Origin of the sequence: Kushneria phosphatilytica (assembly GCF_008247605.1) — a bacterium.
GTDB classification, from domain to species: Bacteria; Pseudomonadota; Gammaproteobacteria; order Pseudomonadales; family Halomonadaceae; genus Kushneria; species Kushneria phosphatilytica.
Map to the genome: position 1 here is coordinate 2203997 of NZ_CP043420.1, position 18754 is coordinate 2222750.

The 18754-nt window shown below is 59.1% G+C and carries 16 protein-coding genes; 7 read left to right on the forward strand and 9 right to left on the reverse strand.

Features of this window, described 5'->3' with window-relative positions:
* Window positions 1-34: 34 nt before the first annotated feature.
* The 7 genes from gatB to FY550_RS10215 all read left to right on the forward strand — a co-directional run bounded on the left by gatB (window position 35) and on the right by FY550_RS10215 (window position 8433).
* Window positions 35-1504, forward strand: a complete 1470-nt coding sequence (gene gatB, locus FY550_RS10185; RefSeq protein ID WP_267902465.1) for an Asp-tRNA(Asn)/Glu-tRNA(Gln) amidotransferase subunit GatB — start codon at window positions 35-37, stop codon at window positions 1502-1504.
* 117 nt (window positions 1505-1621) lie between these two features.
* Window positions 1622-2230 carry a cupin domain-containing protein gene (locus FY550_RS10190; protein ID WP_084388039.1) on the forward strand — a complete coding sequence of 203 codons (609 nt, stop codon included), beginning with the start codon at window positions 1622-1624 and terminating at the stop codon, window positions 2228-2230.
* 209 nt (window positions 2231-2439) lie between these two features.
* Window positions 2440-3363, forward strand: coding sequence for a polyprenyl synthetase family protein (locus tag FY550_RS10195; RefSeq protein ID WP_070977809.1), 924 nt, complete (start codon window positions 2440-2442; stop codon window positions 3361-3363).
* The gene (gene crtI, locus FY550_RS10200; RefSeq protein WP_070977810.1) at window positions 3363-4823 is read left to right on the forward strand and encodes a phytoene desaturase family protein; all 1461 of its coding nucleotides are present in this window, start codon (window positions 3363-3365) and stop codon (window positions 4821-4823) included. Before FY550_RS10195 ends, crtI begins: the two co-directional genes overlap by 1 nt.
* Before the next feature lie 23 nt (window positions 4824-4846).
* Window positions 4847-5773, forward strand: a complete 927-nt coding sequence (locus tag FY550_RS10205; protein WP_070977811.1) for a phytoene/squalene synthase family protein — start codon at window positions 4847-4849, stop codon at window positions 5771-5773.
* A complete protein-coding gene (locus FY550_RS10210) occupies window positions 5770-6939 on the forward strand; it encodes a lycopene cyclase family protein (RefSeq protein WP_149054509.1) in 1170 nt (389 codons plus the stop codon). The genes FY550_RS10205 and FY550_RS10210 overlap by 4 nt, the downstream gene beginning before the upstream one ends.
* A gap of 120 nt (window positions 6940-7059) precedes the next feature.
* Window positions 7060-8433 carry a glutamine synthetase family protein gene (locus FY550_RS10215; RefSeq protein WP_233350196.1) on the forward strand — a complete coding sequence of 458 codons (1374 nt, stop codon included), beginning with the start codon at window positions 7060-7062 and terminating at the stop codon, window positions 8431-8433.
* A gap of 12 nt (window positions 8434-8445) precedes the next feature.
* Here FY550_RS10215 and FY550_RS10220 read toward each other — a convergent pair whose 3' ends face one another.
* The 9 genes from FY550_RS10220 to FY550_RS10260 form a co-directional block, all read right to left on the reverse strand.
* The gene (locus FY550_RS10220) at window positions 8446-9294 is read right to left on the reverse strand and encodes an EamA family transporter (protein WP_070977813.1); all 849 of its coding nucleotides are present in this window, start codon (window positions 9292-9294) and stop codon (window positions 8446-8448) included.
* An 80-nt stretch (window positions 9295-9374) separates the two neighbouring features.
* Entirely contained in the window at window positions 9375-10682 is a 1308-nt protein-coding gene (locus FY550_RS10225; protein WP_070977814.1) for an NAD(P)/FAD-dependent oxidoreductase, read from the reverse strand.
* A gap of 42 nt (window positions 10683-10724) precedes the next feature.
* Complete coding sequence (locus tag FY550_RS10230; RefSeq protein WP_070977815.1) at window positions 10725-11786, reverse strand: ABC transporter substrate-binding protein; 1062 nt, start codon at window positions 11784-11786, stop codon at window positions 10725-10727.
* 74 nt (window positions 11787-11860) lie between these two features.
* Window positions 11861-13228, reverse strand: a complete 1368-nt coding sequence (locus FY550_RS10235; protein ID WP_070977816.1) for a glutamine synthetase family protein — start codon at window positions 13226-13228, stop codon at window positions 11861-11863.
* 131 nt (window positions 13229-13359) lie between these two features.
* Entirely contained in the window at window positions 13360-14439 is a 1080-nt protein-coding gene (locus tag FY550_RS10240; RefSeq protein WP_070977817.1) for an ABC transporter substrate-binding protein, read from the reverse strand.
* Window positions 14440-14497: 58 nt separating this feature from the next.
* On the reverse strand, window positions 14498-15307 hold the full coding sequence (locus tag FY550_RS10245; RefSeq protein WP_084388040.1) for an ABC transporter permease: 810 nt from the start codon (window positions 15305-15307) through the stop codon (window positions 14498-14500).
* A complete protein-coding gene (locus FY550_RS10250) occupies window positions 15304-16218 on the reverse strand; it encodes an ABC transporter permease (RefSeq protein ID WP_070977818.1) in 915 nt (304 codons plus the stop codon). The genes FY550_RS10245 and FY550_RS10250 overlap by 4 nt, the downstream gene beginning before the upstream one ends.
* Window positions 16219-16229: 11 nt before the next feature.
* Window positions 16230-17354 carry an ABC transporter ATP-binding protein gene (locus tag FY550_RS10255; protein WP_084388041.1) on the reverse strand — a complete coding sequence of 375 codons (1125 nt, stop codon included), beginning with the start codon at window positions 17352-17354 and terminating at the stop codon, window positions 16230-16232.
* 52 nt (window positions 17355-17406) lie between these two features.
* Entirely contained in the window at window positions 17407-18684 is a 1278-nt protein-coding gene (locus FY550_RS10260; protein WP_084388042.1) for an NAD(P)/FAD-dependent oxidoreductase, read from the reverse strand.
* Between the last annotated feature and the right edge of the window lie 70 nt (window positions 18685-18754).

Consider the following 18754-nt stretch of genomic DNA (forward strand, 5'->3'; position numbering starts at 1 on the left):
ATGAACACCGGTAGATATCAGCCGGATCGTCGTCATCAGGAGTCATGATATGCAGTGGGAAGCCGTGATCGGGCTGGAGGTTCACGTTCAGCTCGCGACCCAGTCGAAGATATTTTCCGGCGCCTCGACCGCCTTTGGCGCCGACCCGAACTCCCAGGCGTGTGCCGTCGACCTGGGCATGCCCGGCGTGCTGCCGGTTCTCAACGAGAATGCAGTAGCCATGGCCGTGCGCTTCGGACTCGCGATCAATGCCGAGATTCCCGAATACTCGGTGTTCGAGCGCAAGAACTATTTCTATCCCGATCTTCCAAAGGGGTACCAGACCAGCCAGATGGCGCATCCCATCATTGGTCGAGGGGAAGTCGAGATCACTCATGGCGAGGGCCATTCGAAACTGGTGCGTATCCATCACGCCCACCTCGAAGAAGATGCCGGCAAATCGCTGCATGAGGACTATCACGGCATGACCGGGATCGATCTCAACCGTGCCGGTACGCCACTATTGGAGATCGTCTCCGAACCCGACATGAGCAGCGCCGCTGAAGCTTCAGCCTATCTCAAGGCTCTGCACGCCATTGTCACCTATCTGGGTATATCGGATGGCAATATGGCTGAAGGGTCGATGCGCTGCGATGTCAACGTCTCCCTGCGTCCTGCCGGTAGCAAGACGCTCGGTACACGTGCCGAGATCAAGAACGTCAACTCTTTCCGCTTTGTCGAACAGGCCATCGCCTTCGAAATCGAACGCCAGACCGATATCCTTGAAGATGGTGGCCAGATCATTCAGGAAACACGTCTGTTCGACCCGGATCAGGGCGAGACTCGCAGTATGCGGCTCAAGGAAGAAGCCAACGATTATCGTTACTTCCCCTGCCCCGATCTTCTGCCACTGATGCTGGACAGTGCTTATGTCGATCATCAGCGCACTCTGCTGCCGGAATTACCCACTGAAAAGCGTCATCGCTTCATTACCGAACTGGGACTCTCCGCTTATGACGCGGGTGTACTGGTTGCTACTCGCCCCCTGGCAGAGTACTTCGAACAGGTTCATGCCGTCTGCGGCAATGCCAAGCTCGCTGCCAACTGGGTGCAGGGTGATCTGATGGGACGCCTTAACCACGACAACCTGAGTGTCAGGGAATCACCGGTCAGCGCCACCCAGCTCGGTGAGCTGTTGTTGCGTCTGGAAGACAACACCATCAATGGCAAGGGCGCCAAGCAGATTTTTGCCGATCTGTGGGAACGCAGGGGCGAAAGTGCCGATGAACTGATCGAGGCCCGCGGGCTCAGGCAGGTGACCGATAGCGGCGCCATCGAGTCCATGGTCGATGAAGTCATCGCCAATAGCCCGATTCAGGTGACCCAGTATCGTGAAGCCCCTGAAGACAAACGGGGCAAGATGATCGGCTACTTCGTCGGCCAGGTCATGAAGCTTTCGAAGGGAACGGCCAACCCACAGCAGGTCAACGCTCTGCTCAAGGAGAAGCTCGACGCCCTGCTGTAAGCCTGTACCGTAGCCGCCGGATGTGACCTCCGGCGGTGCGATTCACACCATTTTGTCGTGCCCCTTGCTCTCCGAGTGACGGGGCGTCCTCCGGGCTCTTCAAATGGAAAGCCTGACATGTCCGATGACGTTGGCGCACGCCTGCGTGCCTTGCGCGAGCTGCGCAATATTTCCCAGCGGGAACTGGCCAGACTCAGTGGGGTAACCCATTCGAGCCTTTCCCAGATCGAACAGGGACGGGTCAGTCCTTCGGTCAGTTCACTGAAGAAGATTCTGGATGTTATTCCCATCAGTATCGGCGATTTTTTTACCATGGACATCGAGCGGGCCGATCAGGTGTTCTATCAGTACGACGAACTGCCAAAGCGTTACAGCGGCGATATTCTTTACCGTCTGGTAGGGGCCGATCGTCCAGCCCGTGCCCTCTCCTTTCTGATTGAAACCTACCCGCCCGGTGCCGATACCGGTCGTGAGGTCGCTGCCCACCGCGGTGAAGAAACGGGACTGGTACTCGAAGGCGAGATCGAAGTCACTGTAGGCGGTCGAACCCGACACCTGGGCCCCATGGATACCTGGTATTTCGATACCAACATTCCCCATCGCTTTCGCAATACAGGGAACAGTCCGTGTCGTCTGATCAGTTGCTGCACCCCCGCCCAACCCAATATCTACCGCTCGGAAGCAGAGGAAGAGGGGGCTCCCGATAGTGAGCTGAAGTCGGATTGAGCGACGCCAGACTCGCATCCCGTGGCATAACCGTTACACTCTCTGACAATAAAGCAATGTCACATCGCGGCACAGTGGAATAATGCTATCCATCGAGACTGCCACTCGCTGGCAGGCCTGCGCCGGCGGCATTGCCAACCGCACCCCGTTGCCCGAGCCGGGTTCTTGCCCGGGCCAACGAAGCGCAGTGGTTCATTCTGGAGAGCTTCATGACCGGTCCATCCATGCTGGCCGATCCGACTGTCGAACACTCGCCCACCCTCTCGGTCAATAACCTGCCCGAAGCCATTCGCCATACCATGCAGTGTGCCGTCATGGTCGAAGCCGGTAGCGAGGCCCTGCAGCAGGCCATCGAGCATCATTTCCGTAATCCCGGGGGCTATCTGCGGGCCCGCCTCGGCTATCAGGCCGCCACTGCGTTGGGTCTCGAGAACGACAGTGCCATTATCGTCGCATCCATTAGTGAGCTTTTGCACAATGCCTCACTGATTCACGATGACGTTCTGGACCGGGATACCCGACGGCGGGGCCAGGCCAGTATCTGGCATCAGTGGAACGAGGGCGTGGCGATCTGTCTGGGAGATCTGTTCATTTCGGCTGCCTTCGGGTTGATTGCCGAACTGGAGCACTTCAATGCACAGCTACCCTCCCTGATCCGGCTGGTGCATGAGCAGGTGCGTGCCACCATTCACGGTCAAACACGCAGCCTCTCACCAGCCCTCCATGCCAGCGAACAATTCCGACAATATGCCGAAGCGGCACGTGGCAAGTCGGGCCCCCTTTTTGGCCTGGCGCTAGAGGCCCCGCTGGTATTGTCCGGTCACCCAAAAGCGTGCCCACTGGCCAGAAGCGCGACCGGTGCCTTCGCCACGGTCTTTCAGCTGGCTGACGATATCGAGGATTACAACAGCGATATGGCGCTTGATCCCGAGCATGGCGCGGGCAATATGCTGCGAGCAATGGAACGTATTGCCGATGATCCCCTGGTGCGCGCCTGGCGCTATGCTGATCTATTGCTGGCACGCAGCCAGCGGCTTGCCATGCGGCTACCCAATGCCTGCGGCGATCTTCTGATCAGCGAATGCGAACATCTGAGAGAACGAATCCGTCAACTGACCGGAGTCCCGGGGTAATGCGTACCATCGTGATTGGTGGCGGCTTCGGTGGCATGGCAGCGGCGCTGAGAGCACGCCGACGCGGCCACGAAGTGACACTTATCGAACGCTGCGATCAATTGGGTGGCCGTGCCCAGGTGTTCGAGGACCGTGGCTTTCGCTTCGATGCCGGCCCCACCGTCATCACTGCTCCTTTCCTGTTCGAAGAGCTCTTTGAGTTATTCGGTTGCCGACTCTCGGATTATGTCTCTCTGGTGGCCCTTGACACCTGGTATCAATTCTATTTTCAGGATGGCCGGCGCTTCAGCTACGGGGCTGACATGGCAGCGACCCTGGACAACATTCGCGCTTTCAATCCGCGTGATGTCGAAGGTTATCAACGGCTGCTGGACACGTCGCGTGAGATCTTCGAGATCGGTTTCGAACAACTGGCCGATCGCCCCTTTCATCGTTTCTCCACCATGGCCGCGCAAATCCCGGCACTGTTGCGACTGAAAAGCTACCGCTCGGTCTGGGGAATGGTCAGTGCGCACATCGAGGACCCTGCACTGCGCCAGGCCTTCTCCATCCCACCCTTGCTGGTCGGTGGCAACCCGTTCCGCACGACCAGTATCTATGCCCTGATTCCGTGGCTGGAACGCCGCTGGGGCGTGCATTTTCCGATGGGTGGTACCGGCGCGCTGGTTGCTGCACTGGAAAAGCTGATGCGCGAGCAGGGCATTACCATTGCCACCGGCACTACGGTCGAACGCGTGCTCTCTCAGGGGCGTCGTGCCACTGGCGTGTCGCTGACCACAGGAGAACGATTGCCGGCAGATCTGGTCATCAGCAATGCTGATGCAGCCCACCTTTATGCCAACATGGTTGATACCGTACCCGCTTCACTGCGTTTCAAGCTCGGGCGCGCACGCTACTCGATGGGATTATTCGTGCTCTATCTGGGCACCGATCGTCAGTTCCCGGACGCCGAGCACCACACCATCTGGATGGGACCACGCTTTCAGGAACTGTTGGAGGATATTTTCGAACGTCATCACCTAGCGGCTGATTTCTCACTTTACGTTCATCGACCCACAGCGACTGATCCTTCCTTTGCACCGCCTGGCGGTGACTCTTTCTACATTCTGGCACCAGTGCCCAATCTTCAGGGCAGGATCGACTGGCAGGAGGAAGGGGATCAGCTGGCCGATAGCATTATCGATGCGCTGGATCGTACGACGCTCCCCGGTTTGCGTGAGTCGCTGGTCACCCGTTTTCACATGACGCCCGAGGATTTCAGCCACCGTTATCTGTCACGTTTCGGTGCAGGCTTTTCAATCGCCCCGATCTTCCAGCAATCTGCCTGGTTTCGTTTTCACAATCGCAGCGAGGCGCTGGATAACCTGTTACTGGTCGGCGCGGGTACTCACCCGGGTGCCGGTGTGCCGGGAGTGCTATCCAGCGCCCGGGTGCTTGAACATCTGTTACCTTCTGTCTGACACCCATTCTGACAGGACAATTCATGGATCCGGCTCGACAGACCCTGGCATTACACGGCAAGTCCTTCTGGTTCGCCAGCCGCTTCATGGAGCGCCGCGACGCCGATGATGCAGCGCGACTTTATATGGCCTGTCGCGAACTCGATGATCTTGCCGATCAGGAGCTGCCCGATCAGTACCAGAATGAACGCGCTCGTGACCGCCTGATCAATATCCGCCGTGAAATTCAGGCCCGTCGGGGGCACGACCCATCAAGCCTCAACCTGCTCGATCTTTCGGCGCGGCGCGGGGTCGATCTTGATGCCGCCACGGCAATGATCGATGCGCTGATCCGTGATGTCGATCAGCCCGCCATGATCGAAACGGAAGCCGAATTGATCGACTACTGCTATGGCGTAGCCGGCACGGTCGGCGTCATGATGTGTGCCGTTATTGGCGCGCGCCCCGAAGCCAGTGCGTATGCCGTCGACCTGGGTATCGCGATGCAGATGACGAACATTGCACGCGACGTGCTCGAAGATGCTGCTCAGGGCCGGCGCTATCTACCCGGTGAATGGATCGATCATCGCAGTGCCACGCAACTGGCCACCTCCCATCAGGAGGATCACGCACCGGTGGCAGCTGCAGTCGAGCGGCTGCTCAAGCTGTCGGAAACGTACTATGTCAGTGCCGCCGATGGCTTTCGCTATATCCCGCGCCGTAATCGACGTGCCATCCGGGTCGCCGCGGAGGTTTATCGTGGCATTGGCCGGCGTCTGGCCCGCTCGAATCATGCCTGGCATGAAGGCCGGGTGTTCGTGCCTATGCGGGGCAAGCTGTGGCTGGCGACCCGGACCCTGGCAGGCCAGGGCGAGATTCATGCGCCAGGGCGCGCTCGCCACGATGCCGCACTGCACCGTCACATTGCGCATCGTCCGGGAGCCGATGCCGGTTTATCCGAATCATCATGAAGCCACGCCAAAACGAACAGGAGTCTTCCGTTCCACTGCTGATCCTCGGGGGAGGATGTGCCGGGTTGAGCCTCGCTTACCGTCTGGCACGCAGTCGCAGGTCACCTCGAACCATCATTATCGAACCACGTCAGACCTATAGCGATGACCGGACCTGGTGCGGCTGGGCGCTGACCCCCCATCCATTCAGCGATCTGGTAGCCGCACGCTGGAAGAGCTGGTGGATTCACACCGACCGAGGCAGCCAGCATGTAACTGGAAGCCCCTGGCCTTATGAAATGCTCCATTCGGCAGCGTTCTACGAACGCACCCTGGCAGCCATTGACGCCAGTCACGAGATTGCTCTCTGGCGTGGGCAGCGAGTAAGTGCCCTCGAGGATCATACCGATGGGGTACAAGTTACCCTGGAGAGCGGACAGCGAATCCATGCTCGCCATGTGGTGGATACCCTGCCACGGCCCGAGCGTCTGGTCGCGCCCTGGGCATGGCAGGACTTCGCCGGACTGGAGATCGAGGCCGAGGCCATCGATGACACGTCTCCCCCGGATCTGATGGATTTTCGCGTCGCTACCCGGGATCAGCTGGATTTCATTTATCGCCTTCCCCATGCCCCCGGTCGTGCCCTGTTCGAATGGACCCGCTTCGGTCGTCCAGCCTCCAATCCCCATACCCTGCGCCAGGCACTGATCGAGCATCTTGATACCCGATTGCCCGAAGGCTATCGCATTCTGCGCGAAGAGATGGGTTCCCTGCCAATGGCCCCCCCGGCAGCAACATCTCACGGCAACCGCGTGGTAGCAGGAGCCTATGCCGGCTCAATGCGCGCAGCCACCGGCTATGCCTTTCATGCCATTCAGCGCTGGGCCGATGATTGCAACGCTGCCCTGCTGGCCGGCAAGCCGCCCTGCCCACCTCGGCGTCGACCATGGCTGGAACGCCTTGACCGGGTCTACATGACGGCCATCGGGCAACATCCCGATGAAGCCCCCGAGTTTTATCGTCAGCTGTTTGCCCGGGTACCGGCAACCTCCGTGGTTCGCTTTCTGGCCGGCGTCCCACACTGGCGCGATACCCTTGCCATCATGCGCAGCCTGCCCTCGGGACCATTTTTGCGCGCGGCATGGCACAGCACCTTCCCCTTGCCAACCCAGGGCGATTCCTCTTGAATGGAAACGACTGACAGAGCGTCGCTCGCCTGGGCACAGGACGCTTTGTGCTTCATCTTCACCCCCATCAGCATGGCGTATCATTCCGGTAGCCATGGATAGGCAACAGGATCAATTCCCATGGTTGACGACATGCCCGACGATGAAGCGACCCGCTTTCTCGCGGCTCATCCTGATGCCACTCATATCGATCTCCTGATCAGCGATCTCAATGGCGTGATTCGGGGCAAGCGCATCCCCAGAGACAATCTGCAAAAGGCCTGGCAGGAAGGTATTCATCTACCAGCCTCGCTGTTTGCACTGGATATCTCCGGTAATACCATCGAGGAGACCGGACTGGGTCTGGAAACCGGCGATGGCGATCGGCGCTGCGTCCCCGTGCCCGGCACGCTGACCCTGGCGCCCTGGCAGCGCACGCCCACCGGCCAATTGCTGATGACCATGCTCGATACCGACGGCTCCCCTTTCGAGGCCGATCCCCGTCAAGTACTGAACCGGGTACTGACACGTTTTCTTGCACGCGGTATACGGCCGGTCGTCGCGCTGGAGCTGGAGTTTTACCTGATCGATCTGCAGCGCGACGAGCACGGTATGCCACTCCCCCCCTGTTCACCACTCACTGGTGAACGGGCACGCCAGAGTCAGCTCTACTCGATCTCCGAACTCGATGAATATCAGGCTTTTCTCGAGGATATCGCCAGCGCGGCCCGGGCGCAGGCGCTACCACTGGATACCGCACTCAAGGAGTGCGCCCCCGGACAATTCGAGATCAATCTGCTGCACGGCGACAATGCCCTGCGTGCCTGTGATGATGCCGTCATGCTCAAGCGACTGATCAAGGGGGTTGCGATCAATCATGGCTTCGAGTCCACCTTCATGGCCAAGCCCTGGGGAGAAGAAGCCGGCAGCGGGACCCATGTGCATATCAGCCTGATCGACAGTGTCGGCAACAACCTGATGGCGGATGGCGATGCTCCGCTGGGCAGTCAACTACTGCATCAGGCTGCGGCCGGTATGCTCGAACTGATGCCGGAATCCATGGCGATTCTGGCACCCAACCTGAACTCCTACCGACGCTTTCAACCTGAGCTTTACGTCCCCATGGCGCCAACCTGGGGTTTTGACAATCGCTCGGTAGCGGTGCGAATACCGGCCGGACCACCCGCTGCCAAACGACTCGAACATCGCGTCGCCGGTGCCGACGTCAATGTGTATCTGCTGATGGCCGTCCTGCTGGCCTCCATTGAATACGGTATTCATCATGAGCTGACGCCCCCTGCCCCCATCGAAGGCAATGCCTATACCAGTGTCCCTCCCGGTTTGCCGGACAGCTGGGGCAAGGCACTCGATACCTGGGCAAGCAGCACTGTTCTACGTGAAGCGATGGGTGAACAGTTCCACCATGTTTATCTGACCAATCGTGAAGCTGAGCGCGCTCAGGCACGCCAGGCAGTCAGTGCGCTGGAGTACGAGTGGTATCTGCGTACGGTCTGAACAACGAGCGCTTCAGTTCAGTCGCATTACTGCAATGCCGACAAAAATCATGGCGGCGGCCATCAGCCGCCCGCGACCAAGCGGCTCTTTCAACCACAGCGTGGCCATCAGTAGCGCAAACAGCACGCTGGATTCACGTAGCGCCGCCACCAGCGCTATCGGTGCCCTGCTCATCGCCCAGATGGCAATACCATAAGCCAGCAGCGACATCGCCCCGCCACCCAGCCCAACACGCCAGTAGCCACCCAGAGTGGCCAGCGCATGTCGACCGCGCAACTTCCAGAGCACGCCGCCCATCACCAGCCCATTAACCGCAAAAAGCCACAATGTATAGCTCAGCGCATCACCATTGGCGCGGGCGCCGACGCCATCACTCAGGGTATAGGCGGCAATGAAACAGGAGGTCATCAGAGCACATCCAACCGAGCGGCGATCAATACGTGCCGCACCATGTCGCCCACCGACGAACGCCATGGTGACAATCCCACCTACCAGCACCAGCACGCCGGTCACCTCCCCCAGCGTCAGCGGTTCACCAGGCCACAGTGCACTGACCAGCGTCACCAGCAATGGCGCTGCACCACGTGCAATGGGATAGACCTGCCCCAGATCGCCAATGCGATAGGCGCGCGCCAGATAGACGTTGTAGCCGATATGCATGAGCGCCGAGAGCGTGATCCAGGGCCAGGCAGCGAAGGCTGGCACAGGCACGAACGCCAGTCCGGCAAGCGCCAGTACCCCTGAGCCGATCTGGATCAGGGTTACAGCCAACAGGCGATCGAGATTGACGCGTACCAGTACATTCCAGCCGGCATGCAGAGCGGCTGCGATCAGAACGGCGAGAAATACCGAAGTGGTCATGAGCTTCCGGTTTCAGCAGGAATTCATGACAATAGCATGATGATGTCATGACACAACTCCGGCCGTGTGCAACCAGGCTGCTACATGCCCAGCCGGTCACGCAGTGCGTAATACCAGGCCCCCAGCGCCGACAGCGGTACCGCAAAGCGTCGCCCACCGGGGAAAGGCAGGTGAGGAATCCCGGCAAAGGCATCGAAGCGCGCACCTTCGCCACGAATGACCTCTCCAATCAGCCGCCCCGCAAGATGAGAACAGGTCACTCCGTGACCGGAATAGCCCTGCGCATAGTAGACATTATCGTTAAGTCGGCCGAACTGGGGCAGCCGGTTAAGCGTCATCAGAAAGGTGCCACTCCAGGCATGATCGATGCGAACATCGTGTAAATCCGGAAAGGTTTTGAGCAGCTTGGGTCGAATGGCGGCTTCGATGCTCGCCGGGTCACGCCCGCCGTAGCTGACCCCACCGCCATAGATCAATCGACGTTCACGCGAGAGTCGATAATAATCCAGCAGATAATTGCAATCCTCGACGCAACGGTCGGTCGGCAATAATGCTCGTGCACGGGACTCATCAAGCGGCTCGGTCGCGATGACCTGAGTACTGCAGGGCATGCTGCGCTGCAGCAATTCGGACACACTGCGCTGTCCCGGATGCTGACCGAGGTAAGCGTTACCGGCAATCACTACCCGCTCGGCATGCACATCACCTGCAGGGGTGCGCACCACCGCGGGTTGACCGTGGCCCAGCTCGGTCATTGGCGAATGCTCAAAAATCCTCCCGCCCAGCGACTCCAGCGCCCTCGCCTGGCCCTGCACCAGATTGAGCGGATGCAGGTGTCCACCGCTGTAATCGAGCAGTGCACCGCAGTAGCGGTTCGAGCCAATTTCGCGACGGTATTCGTCCGGACCCAGCAGTTCGAGCCGACCATGACCGTAACGCTCCCAAAGCTGCTGATGCTCGCGTAGCGCCTCGAACTGGCGCTCATTGCAAGCGGCAAACAGATTGCCGTCCTTCAGATCGCACTCGATGGCGTACTGCTCGATACGTTCGCGAATGATGCGATTACCTTCAAACGCCATATCGCCCAGCGCTTGCGCGGTCTCCACGCCGTAACGCGCCTCGATCACATCCATGTCGCGGCTGTAACTGTTGACGATCTGCCCGCCGTTGCGCCCCGAGGCACCGTAGCCGATCCGTACCGCTTCAAGCACCACCACCCGGTAGCCCTGCTCGGCCAGATGCAGGGCCGCAGAGATCCCGGTAAAGCCGGCGCCGATCACGCAAACATCCGCGCTGGTCGTGCCGCTGAGCGCCGGGCGCTCATTGCGATCATTCATCGAGGCGGCATACCAGGAACCGGTATGGCCGTTATCTGCTGCCTGAGCCATGATGCTTCCGTTCACAAACCATGATGAACACTGATACCAATGCTAGCGGCTGCGTACTTCGGTCCAGAGCTGCTGAACAAACTGCAGATCCTCACCGGAAAGCGCTGGCGTTACGCTCAGCCGCTGACGTGTCGCCTCATTCGGCAAGGCAGGTGGTTCACGCAATGTGGCGTTCAGCTTCGATAACGCATCCCGATTGGGTGTGGTGTAACCGGTATAGTTTGAAATGCGGGCAGCGATGCCCGGCTGTAACAGATAGCTGATGAACTGCCGTGCCAGCTCGGGATGTGGCGCATGCTTCGGAATAACCATACTGTCCACCCAGCGCTGGGAGCCCTCTTCGGGCACGAAGAACCCTACCTTCTGATAGGCTTCTCCCCCCGTGGCAACCTTATGTACATAATCGCCATTGTAGGCAATACCTACCTGGATGATCCCGCGGGCCACCTGGTCGATGGCGGCCAGACCGTTGACGAAACCACTGAAATTGGGCCGATCCATGGTCGAGCGCGCCGCCTTCGCAGCGGCCACCCACTGATCGCGCTCGGTACAGTCGAAACCATGCCCCTGCCAGGCACAGAGAGTCGCCAGACTGAACTGACCATCCCCCTTGAGCAGGGCAAAGGGCTGATCGGGATTGACCTCGGGGTCATAGAGCGCATCCCAGCTGTGCGGCAGATTCGGCATCGTCCTGGTGTTATAGACGATACCGGTATCACCCCACTGATAGGGCACACTATAGCGGGCACCGGGGTCATAGGAAGGATCGCGAAACTCATCAAAGAGATGGCCGCGTCCGGTAATCCCCTCGCCCAGCGGCTGAAGCAGATCGGCACGGATCAGACGGGTCACGAAATAGTCGGTGGGAAACACGACATCGTACTGACGATCGCCACCCGAGCGCAGCTTGGCCAGCATCTCGGCATTGGAGCTGTAGTAACTCTGCACAACATCAACATCGTATTGCTGCTCAAAATCCCGAATGACATCGGGCGGCATGTAGTCGGCCCAGTTGAACAGGTAGAGCTTGTCAGCTGCCTGCACCATGGCACTGACCGCCAGCAGCGTTACTGCCATGAAAACCCGGCCTATCGGATGCTGCATGCTTTTCTCCCCAGGCCCCGACGAGGGGCATCCTGTGACAGGTATTGTTGTGAGTTCCCGCCGTGTGACCAATGCTAGACTCGCAGCAACAGATGCTCCCGTTCCCACGAACTGATAACCCTGAAATAGGCCTGATGTTCGGCACGCTTGACCGCCAGGTAGCTTTTGACAAATCGCTCACCCAATACATCGGCCAGGGCCTCGCACTCACCCAGCAACGATAACGCCGGGCCTACGTCATTGGGCAGAGTGAATCCCGACGCCCATGCTGATCCGGACAGCGGCGGACGTGCATCGGCCCGGGTCATCATGCCGAGATAACCACAGGCCAGCGACGCCGCCATGACCAGATAGGGATTGGCATCGGCCCCGGGTAAACGGTTTTCCACCCGCATGCTTTGTGCCGAACCAACGGGTACTCTCAGTCCGGCGGTTCGATTATCGAACCCCCATTCGACATTGACGGGTGCCGAACCACTGCTCTGACTCGGCATCAGACGCCGATAGGAATTGATGTTGGGGGCAAAGAAGGGCATGGCCGCCGGCATGTACTGCTGCAGCCCCCCTACATAGTTCAGAAACAGCTTGCTGGGCTCGCCTCCCTCGTCAGCAAACAGATTGCGCTTGCCTTCACTGTCCCAGAGGCTCTGATGAATATGCATGGCACTGCCGGGCTCATTGGCCATCGGCTTGGCCATGAAGGTGGCATACATGCCGTGTCGCAGCGCGGTTTCACGCAGGGTACGCTTGAAGATCACGACCTGATCGGCCAGCGCCAGCGGGTCCCCGTGCTGGAAGTTGACCTCCATCTGCCCGGCGCCCTCTTCATGAATCAGGGTATCGATATCGAGCTGCTCGGCCTCGCAGAAGTCGTACATCTCCTCGAAAACGGGATCGAATTCATTGACGGCGTCGATGCTGTAGGACTGGCGACCGCTTTCCTGTCGTCCCGAGCGTCCGACCGGAGGTTCCAGCGGATAGTCCGAATCGACATTGGTCTTGACCAGATAGAACTCTACCTCGGGTGCCACCACGGCCCGCCAGCCACGCGCCGCATAGAGTTCCAGCACCCGCTTGAGAACGTAACGGGGGGCCACTTCGACCGGTTCACCATTCATGTAGTAGCAGTCATGAATGATCTGGGCCGTTGAATCCTCCGCCCAGGGGACGGTATAGACCGCCGCCTGATCGGCCACCAGTTGCATGTCGAGCTCAGCCGGATTCCAGAAGCGCAGCTCATCATCTTCCGGATAACCGCCGGTGACGGTCTGAATGAAGATGGAGTCCGGGAGCCGTGGCCGCCCGCCATGCAGATACTTGGCAGCCGGCATGATCTTGCCCTTGAGAATGCCGGTCAGATCACTGACCAGACACTCGACCTCGGTAATACCGTGCTCGTTGAACCAGGCGTTCATGTCAACGCCTTTACGTGTCACCGTCATAACGGCTCCTGATGCGACGTCCCCGAATCCCCGGGTAAGCCCCGGGCGCGGACAAATCGCTGGTCCACACCCGAGCCCATCGTATGGGGAAGCTGACCGACGGTGCCGGGACCTGCGTCACGGCGCCCCATTCAGCGCGACTTCACCTCATTCCAGATCTGCTGGAAAGTCTGCAGTTTCTGCCCATCAAGACTGGGGGTGAATTTGAGCTCGGCCATCTGCTCTTTCGTCGGCTGTGCCGGCGGTCCCTGCAGATCTTCATCCAGATAGGGAATGGCAGCCTTGTTGGGGGTCGAATATCGATTGTAATTCGATAGCTGAGCGCCGATTTTTGCATCCAGAATGAAATTGATGAACTTGTGGGCCAGCTCCGGATGTGGCGCTCTGGCCGGAATCATCATGGCATCGACCCAAAGCTCCGACCCCTCTTTTGGCAGCATGAACTTCAGATGCTCATACGCCTCGGGATTTTCCGACTTGTTCAGCAGATAATCGCCATTATAGGTCAGCCCGACCTGAGAAACGCCACGTTCGAGCTGCTGCAATACCGGCGTCCCATCGGCAAAGCCGGTAAAATTGCGCCGCCCCTTGGTTTTCAACAACAGCTTCGCGGCATCCACCCAGGCCTGCCGGTCGGTGCAATCGTAACCCTGACCCTGCCAGGCACAGGCCGCGCCCATCATGACCTGCCCATCCGTCATCATTGAAAAGGGCTGGGAGGGATTCACATCAGCATCAAACAATAGTGACCAGCTCTGCGGGGCATCGGGAAAGGTCTCGGTATTGTAGACGAGCCCGGTCGTTCCCCACTGATAAGGCACGCTGTACTGCGCCTGGGGGTCATATGCCGGATTCTGAAAACGCGCAAGAACATTATCGAGATTGGGAATCTGCGACTTGTCGAGCTTCTGTACCAGGCCGGACTGGATCAGGCGGGGGATGAAGTAATTCGAAGGCACGATCACATCATACTGGCTATCGCCACCAGCCTGCAGCTTGGCGTACATCTCGGCCAGCGAGCCGAAGTAGCTCTGGACCACATCAACATCATAACGCTGCTCGAATTCGCTGATGATGTCGGGGTCCATGTACTGGGTCCAGTTGAACAGATACAGCTTCTTTTCTGCCGCCTGAGCCGTGAACGTCAACAGCGCGCTCCCAATCCCCAGCGCCAGCAGCGCTGCTGCCCTTCGCTTGTTGGCCATGCTCATGTCAGTGATCTCCCTGCGTTGGTATTGGTGTTGGATGTCATGGGATGAATGGCCCCTTCTACTGCCGCTGCGACGAACGCCGCCAGGAGAGCGCCAGACTCAGTAGTGCGGCAACCGCTACCGCACCAATCATCAGTGTGGCAATGGCATTGATCTCGGGCGATACCCCCTTGCGAATGGCGCCCCAGATGTAGATCGGCAGTGTGGTGCTCTCCGGACCAGAGGTAAAAAAGCTGATCACGAAATCGTCGATCGACAGCGTGAAGGAGAGAAAGAACGCCGAGATCAACGCGGGCTTGATGGCCGGGATGATGAAATGACAGGTGCGTTTAACCGGCCCGGCATAGAGGTCACGACTGGCATCGAACAGCGTTGGATCCATGCCCACGAACCGGGAGTAGAGAATCAGCGCTACAAAGGGGATCTCGAAGGTGACATGGGCGATAATCATGGTCCCCAGCCCCGGGCTGAGTAGACCGGTCAGTTGATTGAAACGCACGAAGAAGGTCATCTCCGAGATACCGAAGACGATATCCGGCATCACGATCGGCAGATAAATCAGGGCGATGATCCAGCCCAGCCGACGGCGCCCGCGATGGCGATACATGCCATAACCGATCAGCGTTCCCAGGAGCACGGCAATCACCGAAGAGATCAATGCCAGCAGAATACTGTGCCAGAAGGCATCGATGATCTGCGGATTGTTGAACAGCCGGTGATACCAGCGCAGGGAAAAGTGGGCGAAGTTCGCCGCGCTGTTGACCGAGTTGAAGGAGTACAGCACGACCACCCCGAGCGGGAGGTAGAGGAAGACCATGACGACCCACCACAGTACGGCCAGTGGTCTGCGAATCCCCCGGGCGCTCATATCACCACCTCCTCGCCGCCGCCGAAACGGCGTCCCAGCCGACGCAACAGAACGATCCCCACCAGGGTCGCGATGAGCATCAGGATCGAACCCGCCGCTCCCAGGGGCCAGTTGGAGCCTTCGGCAAATTGCGCCGCGACCAGGTTGCCAATCATCATCGAACGCCCGCCCCCCAGCAGCTCGGGGATGACATACATGCCAAAGGCAGGGATGGCCACCAGTACAATACCTGCCAGCAGGCCCGGAAGCGTCTGCGGGAAGACTGCCGCGAAAAAGGCTCGAACCGGTGAGGCATAGAGATCCCGAGCGGCCTCTACCAGTGAAACATCGAGCTTCTCGAAAGCCGCATAGAGCGGCAATACCATGAAAGGCAGAAAGTTGTAGATAAGCCCCAGGGTGACGGCGAAGGCAGAAGGAAACAGTCCCAGATGTTCGGGAATGAAGCCCAGCTCGGCGGCAACATCGGACAACCAAGTATCCGGCGCCAGTAGGTTCATCCAGCCAAAGGCGCGGATGACCTGGTTGGTCCATGAGGGTACGACCACCGCCAACAGCATGATGGGCCGCAGTTTCTCACGACAGGTGGTGATGTAATACGCCAGTGGATAGGCCAGTACCACGACCATGGCCGTAGAGAGTACGGTCTGCCACAGAGATCGCAGTAGCGTGTAGAGATTACCCGGACTCCAGCCGAGAAAACCGAAGCCGGCCAGCTGCCGAAACGCATCCAGTGACAAGGGCAGCTGCGGCTGACCGTAGGCGCCATTGGTCATGAAGGCCATGGACACCAGGTAAAGACTCGGCAGGATCAGAAAGATGATGATCCAGAGCGAGGCCGGCAGCGTCGTCCACAACAGATGACGGGTCTCACGCCACAGACGCACGGTATCGGAAGAGGAAACCTGTGACATCGGCCTTTCCTTTAACGTGCCAGAGTAACCAGGTCTTCGGGCCAGACGCACATGGGTACGCGATCGCCGACCTGAAACAGACGCTGCCCCTGATTACTGCTCAGTGCTGTCATGCGCATGCCATTGACGTCCAGGCGATATTCAATATGACTGCCCCGGTAAAAGAATTCGCGTACCTCGCCTTCGAAACGATTGAATTCGGAAGACACTTCACTACCCAGTTCCAGCGCTTCGGGACGGATCATGACCAGTTCCCCCTCGTTATGCGCCTCGACCTTCAGCCACCCCAGCGCGGCGGTACGAATGTACTCCCCCTCACGGGATTCGATATCGAACAGGTTCTCATGTCCCATGAAGGAAGCCACAAAGCGATTGACAGGCTTTTCATAGATTTCCCGTGGTGAACCGATCTGCTGGATGCAGCCATCATTGAGCACAGCGATGCGATCGGACATGACCATGGCTTCCTGCTGATCATGAGTGACGAACACGAAGGTCATGCCGAGGCGCTTCTGAATACGCTGCAACTCGACCTGAAGCTGACTGCGCAAACCGGCATCGAGTGCTGACAGCGGCTCATCGAGCAGCAGCACATCAGGCTCACATACCAGTGCCCGCGCAAGGGCAATACGCTGCCGCTGGCCACCACTGAGCTGATCGACGCGGCGATCGATCAGGCCACCAAGCTTGATGAAATCGGCAATCTCCCCTACTCGCCGCTGGCGTTCGCTGTTACCAACGCCACGCATTTTCAAACCAAAGGCGATGTTGTCACGCACCGACAGGTGCGTGAACAGGGCATAGGACTGAAAGACAGTATTGACGCTGCGTTTGTGGGGAGGCACTTCGGTGACATCCCGACCACCGATCTCGACGTGACCATCATCGGCCAGTTCCAGACCTGCCAGCAGGCGCAGCAAGGTGGTTTTGCCACACCCTGACGGCCCCAGCAGAGTGAAAAATTCTCCCGGACGAATATCGAGATCCACGCCGGCAAGTGCGACAGCGTCAACGCCAAAGCTCTTCTTGAGGCGACGCAGGGAAATCGACGAGGCCTCACGCGGCGCCCCCTCATGGGCCGTGTCGGCGCTCGCCACACGGTCAGGCATGTCCGACTGTGCGGTGGACTGCGTCATGTCAGCGTCTCCCAGAGTCATACATCATCACGCGGACAGGCTGGGCCAGCCGTCACAGTTGATCACGCAATTTCAGCAACGAGGTCGCCATTACCAGCAGCGGCGTACGTAAATAGGCGCCACCGGGAAAGCGGGCATGTCTGAGGCGCGCAAACAGATCAAAACGCTCGGCCTGACCGGCGATCGCCTCGGCCAACAGTTTACCCGACAGACCTGCCAACGCCATGCCATGACCCGAATATCCCTGTACGAACAGGATATTGCCCTGCAGTCGCCCGAAATGCGGGGCTCGATTACGGGTAATGGCCACCGAACCGCCCCAGCGATAGTCGATGCTCACGTCGCGCAACACAGGGAACAGCTGCGCCATTTTCAGCTCCATGTGTCTACGCAGCCCTCTCGGCTCACGGCCGGTGTAACTGACCTGGCCACCATACAGCAAACGTCGATCAGCGGAGAGACGATAATAATCGAGCACAAAGTTGGCGTCGGACACCGCATCGTTGCGAGGCAACAGTTCCCGGGTCTGCGTCTCGCTCAATGGCTCGGTAGCAATAATATAGTTGGCTACCGGCATGATTCGGGTTTCGAGCTCGGGCAGCAACCGACCAAGATAGGCATTGGCCGCCACCACGACATGATCAGCCTGTATTTCACCTTCCGGAGTCGTCACACGTGCAGGTGAGCCCGCTTCAAGCTTCGTCACCCGACTCCAGGGATAGAGCTCGGCCCCCGCCTGCTCGGCGGCCCGTGCCAGCCCCAGGGTATAATTGAGAGGATGCAGATGCGCCCCTTCGGTATCATCCAGCCCACCCAGATAGGCTTGTGACACCACGCGCTCACGAAAACGCTCAGGTTCCAGCCACTCCAGACCATGATAGTCATAACGCTGTGCCATGGTGTCCTGCCAACGGCGCATCTCGCGCACATGACGCGGTTTAATGGCAGCGTGGAGATAACCCCGGGTGAAATCGCAGGGAATGTGGTGTCGTTCAATCAGTTCGGCGGTCAGAGCGACGGCTTCACGGCTGAGTTCCCAGATGGCACGCGCATCCTCGAGGCCCAGCTGTTTCTCGATGGTGTGCATGTCGGTGCCCAGTCCGGGCAGGATCTGTCCCCCACTGCGTCCGGAGGCGCCAAACCCGATCGGTCCGGCTTCCAGCAGAGCGACCCGGTAGCCGCGTTCAGCAAGATGCAATGCCGCGGAGCAGCCCGTGACCCCACCGCCGATCACGCAAACATCCACGCGCCGTTCACCTGCCAGTGGCGATGATGCCCGTAGCGTCACGGCAATGGTGTCACGATAGTAGCTGCTTTCCGCTGACGTCATCCGACTCTCCATTCAGCCAATATCATGAAGATTACGGCAAGCAACCGTAATGTCGGCTCGGCATCCCTGA

Coding starts and splice junctions, on each gene's coding strand:
- FY550_RS10190 (WP_084388039.1), top strand. CDS start 1,622: ATGTCCGATGACGTTGGCGCACGCCTGCGTGCCTTGCGCGAGCTGCGC.
- FY550_RS10195 (WP_070977809.1), top strand. CDS start 2,440: ATGACCGGTCCATCCATGCTGGCCGATCCGACTGTCGAACACTCGCCC.
- crtI (WP_070977810.1), top strand. CDS start 3,363: ATGCGTACCATCGTGATTGGTGGCGGCTTCGGTGGCATGGCAGCGGCG.
- FY550_RS10205 (WP_070977811.1), top strand. CDS start 4,847: ATGGATCCGGCTCGACAGACCCTGGCATTACACGGCAAGTCCTTCTGG.
- FY550_RS10210 (WP_149054509.1), top strand. CDS start 5,770: ATGAAGCCACGCCAAAACGAACAGGAGTCTTCCGTTCCACTGCTGATC.
- FY550_RS10215 (WP_233350196.1), top strand. CDS start 7,060: ATGGTTGACGACATGCCCGACGATGAAGCGACCCGCTTTCTCGCGGCT.
- FY550_RS10220 (WP_070977813.1), bottom strand. CDS start 9,294: ATGACCACTTCGGTATTTCTCGCCGTTCTGATCGCAGCCGCTCTGCAT.
- FY550_RS10225 (WP_070977814.1), bottom strand. CDS start 10,682: ATGGCTCAGGCAGCAGATAACGGCCATACCGGTTCCTGGTATGCCGCC.
- FY550_RS10230 (WP_070977815.1), bottom strand. CDS start 11,786: ATGCAGCATCCGATAGGCCGGGTTTTCATGGCAGTAACGCTGCTGGCG.
- FY550_RS10235 (WP_070977816.1), bottom strand. CDS start 13,228: ATGACGGTGACACGTAAAGGCGTTGACATGAACGCCTGGTTCAACGAG.
- FY550_RS10240 (WP_070977817.1), bottom strand. CDS start 14,439: ATGAGCATGGCCAACAAGCGAAGGGCAGCAGCGCTGCTGGCGCTGGGG.
- FY550_RS10245 (WP_084388040.1), bottom strand. CDS start 15,307: ATGAGCGCCCGGGGGATTCGCAGACCACTGGCCGTACTGTGGTGGGTC.
- FY550_RS10250 (WP_070977818.1), bottom strand. CDS start 16,218: ATGTCACAGGTTTCCTCTTCCGATACCGTGCGTCTGTGGCGTGAGACC.
- FY550_RS10255 (WP_084388041.1), bottom strand. CDS start 17,354: ATGACGCAGTCCACCGCACAGTCGGACATGCCTGACCGTGTGGCGAGC.
- FY550_RS10260 (WP_084388042.1), bottom strand. CDS start 18,684: ATGACGTCAGCGGAAAGCAGCTACTATCGTGACACCATTGCCGTGACG.